This is a genomic window from Streptomyces sp. WAC 04229, from assembly GCF_003947455.1.
Taxonomy (GTDB): Bacteria; Actinomycetota; Actinomycetes; order Streptomycetales; family Streptomycetaceae; genus Streptomyces.
This window is the reverse complement of the sequence record NZ_QHJH01000295.1, coordinates 1-5,720: the sequence shown is the minus strand read 5'-3', so window position 1 is coordinate 5,720 and position 5,720 is coordinate 1. Positions and strand designations below refer to the sequence as shown.

Here is a 5,720-nt window from a genome sequence, read left to right as displayed (position 1 = left end):
GCGCGGAGGCGGTGGTTGCGCCCGCGGAGGCCCCGGCCCCCGCCCCCCTACGGGGGCCCCCCCCGCCCCCCCGCCGCCTCCCTCTCGGACCGCCCGCCACCGGGCCACCGTGCCCATCACGAACACCGTCAGGACGACCAGCACCATCATCTGGCCGATGAACAGCCCCCAGAACAGCCCGTACCCGGAGAGTGCGCTCGACGGGGTGTCCGGCCAGGCGCCGGGGATGTCGTGGGGTTCGGCGATCAGCTCGCGCATGGCCAGGGGGGTGCCGCTGAAGGTCACGCCCCGGGGCCAGGAGCCGTGGGTGAAGAGGGCGGACAGGCCGGTCGCGGTCCACACCAGCAGGGTCATGCCGAGGAGGAAGGCGAGTATGCCGACCAGCAGGCCGTCCGGGATGCCACCCTGGGCCGGCCGCTGGTCGCGGTGGTCGTCCGGTCTCATGCGTCCGGTCCCTCCCCGTGTTCCTACGCCACCGTCGATTCGGACGAGTCGCCGATGTGCTGCTCCATGAAGGCCGCCGCCCGTTCCTCCGCCTCCAGTTCGGCGGCGCGCAGGGCGTCGTCGTTGAAGTCGGCCGACGACTGGGTCATCGCGCGGTCGGTGAAGACCAGGGGGCGCTCGGTCTCGGTGATCAGGTGTTTGACCACCTGGACGTTGCCGTTGACGTCCCACACCGCGATGCCGGGGGTGAGGGTGGGGATGATCTCCACGGCCCAGCGTGGCAGGCCGAGGACGCGTCCCGTGGCCCGCGCCTCGTCGGCCTTCTGGGCGTAGATGGTCCGGGTGGAGGCCATCTTGAGGATGGCCGCGGCCTCTCTGGCGGCCGCGCCGTCGACGACGTCGGACAGGTGGTGGACCACCGCCACGAAGGACAGGCCGAGCCGGCGCCCGAACTTCAGCAGCCGCTGGAACAGCTGCGCCACGAACGGACTGTTGATGATGTGCCAGGCCTCCTCGACCAGGAAGATGCGCTTCTTCCGGTCGGGGCGGATCCAGGTGTGCTCCAGCCAGACGCCGACGATGGCCATGAGGATCGGCATGGCGATGGAGTTGCGGTCGATGTGGGAGAGGTCGAAGACGATCAGCGGGGCGTCGAGGTCGATGCCGACGGTCGTCGGGCCGTCGAACATGCCGCGCAGGTCACCGTCGACGAGGCGGTCGAGGACGAGCGCCACGTCCAGGCCCCAGGCCCGCACGTCGTCTATGGCGACGTTCATCGCCTCGGCGGACTCCGGCTCGGGGTGGCGGAGCCGCTCGACGATGTCGGTGAGGACGGGCTGGCGTTCGACGATGGTCTCGTTGACGTAGGCGTGCGCCACCTTGAGCGCGAAGCCGGAGCGCTCGTCGAGGCCGTGCCCCATGGCGACCTCGATGATCGTCCGGAGCAGCGCGAGCTGGCCCGTCGTCGTGATCGCCGGGTCGAGGGGGTTGAGACGGATGCCGTGGTCCAGGGCGGCCATCGGGTCGAGGCGGATGGGAGTTATGCCCAGCTCCTCGGCGATGAGGTTCCACTCGCCGACGCCGTCCTCGCCCTGGGCGTCCAGGACGACGACCTGGCGGTCGCGGAAGCGGAGCTGGCGCAGGACGTACGTCTTCTCCAGCGCGGACTTGCCGTTGCCGGACTCCCCGAGCACCAGCCAGTGCGGGGCGGGGAGCTGCTGGCCGTAGAGCTGGAAGGGGTCGTAGATGTAGCCCTTGCCGGAGTAGACCTCGCGGCCGATGATCACGCCGGAGTCGCCGAGGCCGGGCGCGGCGGTCGGCAGGTAGACGGCCTGGGCCTGGCCCGTGGACGTGCGGACGGGGAGGCGGGTCGTCTCCACCTTCCCGAAGAGGAAGGACGTGAAGGCCTCGGTGAGGACGGACAGCGGGTCCCGCATCTGGCTCAGCCCCTACCTTCGGATGCCGGTGGCGAACGGAAGTGTGTTCACGAAGGCGCGATGGTGCTCACGGTCGCACCACTCCAGTTTCAGGTACGACTTCCCGGCCGACGCCCTTATGGTCCGCTTGTCGCGGGCCAGGGCCTCGGGGGTGCGGGAGGAGACGGTGATGTAGCCGACGAGGTTGACGCCGGCGGCGCCGCTGGCGAGGTCCTCGCCGCGCTGGTCGAGGCGGCCGTGGGCGGCGATGTCGCGCGGGTCCACGGTCCGGTTCATCTTGGCGGCGCGGGACGCCTCGGCGTCGTCGTTGGTCTTCTCGGTCAGCATGCGTTCGATGGCGACCTCGGTGGGTTCGAGGTCCATGGTCACGGCGACCGTGCGGATGACGTCCGGGGTGTGGACGAGGAGCGGCGCGAGGAAGTTCACGCCGACCGGGGTCATCGGCCACTCCTTGATCCAGGCGGTGGCGTGGCACCAGGGCGCGCGGGTGGAGGACTCGCGGGTCTTGGCCTGGAGGTAGGTGGGCTCCATGGCGTCCAGCTCGGCCGGCCAGGCGTTGCGCTTGGTCATCGCCTGGATGTGGTCGATGGGGTGGTCCGGGTCGTACATGGCGTGCACGAGGGAGGCGAGCCGGCCCTGGCCAAGCGGCTGGCGTACGCGGATGTCGGCTTCCTGGAGGCGGGAGCAGATGTCGGTCAGCTCGCGCGCCATCACGACGGCGAGGCCGGCGTCCCGGTCCAGCTTGCGCCCGTTCTGCGGGCGGGCGGCGCGGGCCATGGCGTTGGCCTCGGCGGCCAGGTCGCGGTTGTAGTGCATGCAGGCGATGAGGTACGCGCGGTGCTGCTCGCTGCTGGTCGACACCATCGACTGGAGCTGGTCGTACGACTGCTGGAGCCACGGCAGCGACTTGGCGTCGCCGCGCTGGGCGACGTCCTTGGCGTGTGCGTCGGGGTCGGCCGGGAGGGTGCGGGCCAGCATCTGGATGCGGGTGACGAAGCCGTCGCCGTTGGCCACGTGCTTGAGCAGGGTGCCGAAGCGGTCGACGAGGGCCTCCTGGTCCTCGGAGTCGCGCAGGCCGACGCCGGGGCCCTCGATCTCGATGGCGGCGGTGACGGTCTTGCGGTCGGCGTGCAGCAGTACGGCGATCTCGTCGGGCCCGAAGGGCGCCGCCAGCCAGCTGATGCGGCCGATGCCGGGCGGCGGGCCGACCTCGACCTCACGCCCGTCGCCCCGGGTGCCGGCCTCGATGGCGCCGGAGCGGTAGGTGGTGCCGTTGCGCAGCGTCCGCTTGAAGCTGCGGTTGATCTCGAACCACTTGTAGAACGTCCGGTGCTTGTACGGCACGTAGACGGCCGCCAGCGCGAGCATCGGGAAGCCGCAGAGCAGCACGATGCGCAGGGAGAGGACGGGGACGAGGAGCCCGCACATCATGCCGAGGAAGGCGCCCACGACGATCAGCGCGATCTCACCGGTCTCGCGGTTGCGGCCGACGATCGCGTTCGGCCGGGCGCGGCCGATCAGATACGTACGGCGGGGCGTGACCGGATGGGACACGTGGGACTCGGTCGTCAACGCCCGTCACCTCCTGTGCTCTTGCTGTTGCGGGTGTTGCTGGCGTGGGGCGTGTTCACCGGGCTGCCGGAGCGCGGTGCGGGTGCGGCGGAGGGGACATTTCCGCCGCCGCCGTTCGAGGGGCGCGAGCTGTGCGCGGCGACTCCGCCGGAGGCGGGGTTCGAGGGGCGGGCGGCCGCGGAGGACGAGGACTGGCCGCCGCCGTCGCCGTTGTTGCGGGCGCTGTGGGTTCTGATGCCCTGGGCGACGAGGTTGGCCGGGGAGCTGATCACCGCGGCGGCCTTGCCCTCGGCGCCCTGCATGATGCGGTTGTTGCGGCCGTTCGCGATCTCGTCGCCGAAGCCGGGGACGAAGCGGTAGATCATGGCCGAGGCGAAGATCGCGAGCAGGATGATGGCGAGGCCGGAGACGACGGCCGAGAAGGCGTCGGGCCCGTCCTCGGCGGACAGGGCGCCGGCCAGCCCGAGGACGATGACGATGACGGGCTTGACGAGGATCACGGCGATCATGATCCCGGCCCAGCGGCGGACGTGGCCCCACAGGTTCTTGTCGACCAGGCCGGCGTAGACGACGGTGCCGAGCAGGGCGCCGACGTAGAGCAGGGCGGCGCGGATGACGAGTTCAAGCCAGAGGACGCCCGCGGCGAGGATCGACACCAGGGAGACGACGATCAGCATGATCGGTCCGCCGCCGATGTCCTCGCCCTTCTCCAGGGCGCCGGAGAACGTGCCGAAGAAGGTGTCCGTCTGGTCGCCGGTGGCCTTGGCGAGGACGTCCGTGACGCCGTCGGTGGCCGAGACGACCGTGTACAGGATCAGCGGCGTGAACGCCGACGCGAGGACGGTGAGCCAGAGGAACCCGATCGCCTCGGAGAGCGCGGTGGTGAGCGGGACGCCGCGCACGGCTCGCTTGGCGACGGCCAGCAGCCACAGGAGGAGCGTGAGGATCGTCGACGCCGCGAAGACGACGGCGTACTGCTGGAGGAACGTCGGGTTCGTGAAGTCGACGTTGGCGGTGTCCTGCACGGCGGCGCTGAGCTTGTCGACGGTCCAGGCGGCGGCCTTGGCGCAGCCCTTGGCGAGGGAGGAGAGGGGGTCGAGGGTGGCGGTGGGGCTGTAGTCGCCTCCGCCGGTACCTCCGGTGGATCCGCCGCCGCCTTCGCCTCGTTGGCAGTAGTCCTTGGCGGGGCCGACGATGAGGTCGCAGTTGTCGTCCGACGGGGTCGGAGACGGCGTGGGCGCGGCGACGGCGCGGGTGGCGAGCAGCACGGCCGTGGCCTGTACGGCGGTCAGCGCGGCGGCGACCTTGAGTACGCGGCGCGGGTTAGCGGGCATACGTGAACCCTCCGTACTCCTGGACGGCCTTGGACATCTCGTCGGCGCTGGACGCCTTGTTGTCTCCCGGGACCGGCGCGGGGCCGTCCTTCTGGGAGAAGGACTCGACCTTCCAGTCGCCGTCCGCCCAGCGCAGCTGCAGGGTCATGGTGAACCAGTCGCTGCTGACGGGGTTGGTGGTCTTCTCGCCCGCTGTGCCGAACACCCCGGTGCACCAGACCTCCACCGTGGTGGAGGCATCGGTGGACTGGGTGACCTTGGTGCCGATCGGCATGGTGCGCGAGACGTAGGTGCTGCCAGGCGTGGCGTTGCCGTTCGCGTCCAGGCCGATGGAGCTGAGGAACTGCTTGCTGTAGGCCTTGTCGAACTTGTCTCCGAGCGCGGCCTGCTTGTCGGACACGAAGACCTGCCGCACGATCTCGTCACGCCGGGCCGGCTTGAGGATGTCGGCGGAGACGAGAGCCACCGCATAATTCGCCGCCGCGCTCTGCGCGCCCTGGTCGTCGTGGGCGAAGCCCGACTGGACCGGCTGGGCGCCGGAGGGGGCCGTGGCCGAGGTTTTCGGGCTGCCGGCGGCCGCCTCGTCGTCCGGGGATGCGGAATCGTCTCCTCCACGGTTCGCGAAGGCGATCGCCGCGATGAGGAGGACGACGACGCCGACCACCGTGACCAGGCTCCGTGAGGACGAGCGGCCGCCGCGCCGCGGCCCCCCGTCCGCGTCGGGCAGTCTGGTCCGTGTCTGACCGGTGCCGCCGTAACCGCCGGAGGTCTGGTGGTCGTCTCCGAGACTCATGCCGCGTACGCCCCCTCGACGTCGTGCCTGCCGTAGAAGTACGACGGTAGCCGTGCTGGTTCCCGCGCGGGCGCGGTGTGGTGACTCGACATCAGGGAAACGCAACCTCAGCCGGTTGGCACGACGTCGAGGGGGCGTACG

The 5,720-nt window shown here is 70.8% G+C and carries 4 protein-coding genes and 1 pseudogene; all 5 read right to left on the bottom strand.

Going from position 1 to position 5,720, the window contains the following annotated elements; translation table 11 throughout:
* A pseudogene (locus tag DMH12_RS36720) lies at positions 1-444 on the bottom strand (type VI secretion protein); the annotation flags it as partial.
* Positions 445-467: 23 nt separating this feature from the next.
* Complete coding sequence (locus tag DMH12_RS36715) at positions 468-1,880, bottom strand: ATP-binding protein (protein ID WP_125495625.1); 1,413 nt, start codon at positions 1,878-1,880, stop codon at positions 468-470.
* A 12-nt stretch (positions 1,881-1,892) separates the two neighbouring features.
* Positions 1,893-3,452, bottom strand: coding sequence for an SCO6880 family protein (locus tag DMH12_RS36710; protein WP_125495624.1), 1,560 nt, complete (start codon positions 3,450-3,452; stop codon positions 1,893-1,895).
* Positions 3,449-4,786: a hypothetical protein gene (locus DMH12_RS36705; RefSeq protein WP_185832757.1), complete on the bottom strand. Its 1,338-nt coding sequence runs from the start codon at positions 4,784-4,786 to the stop codon at positions 3,449-3,451. The genes DMH12_RS36710 and DMH12_RS36705 overlap by 4 nt, the downstream gene beginning before the upstream one ends.
* A complete protein-coding gene (locus tag DMH12_RS36700) occupies positions 4,776-5,579 on the bottom strand; it encodes a hypothetical protein (protein WP_125495623.1) in 804 nt (267 codons plus the stop codon). The genes DMH12_RS36705 and DMH12_RS36700 overlap by 11 nt, the downstream gene beginning before the upstream one ends.
* Between the last annotated feature and the right edge of the window lie 141 nt (positions 5,580-5,720).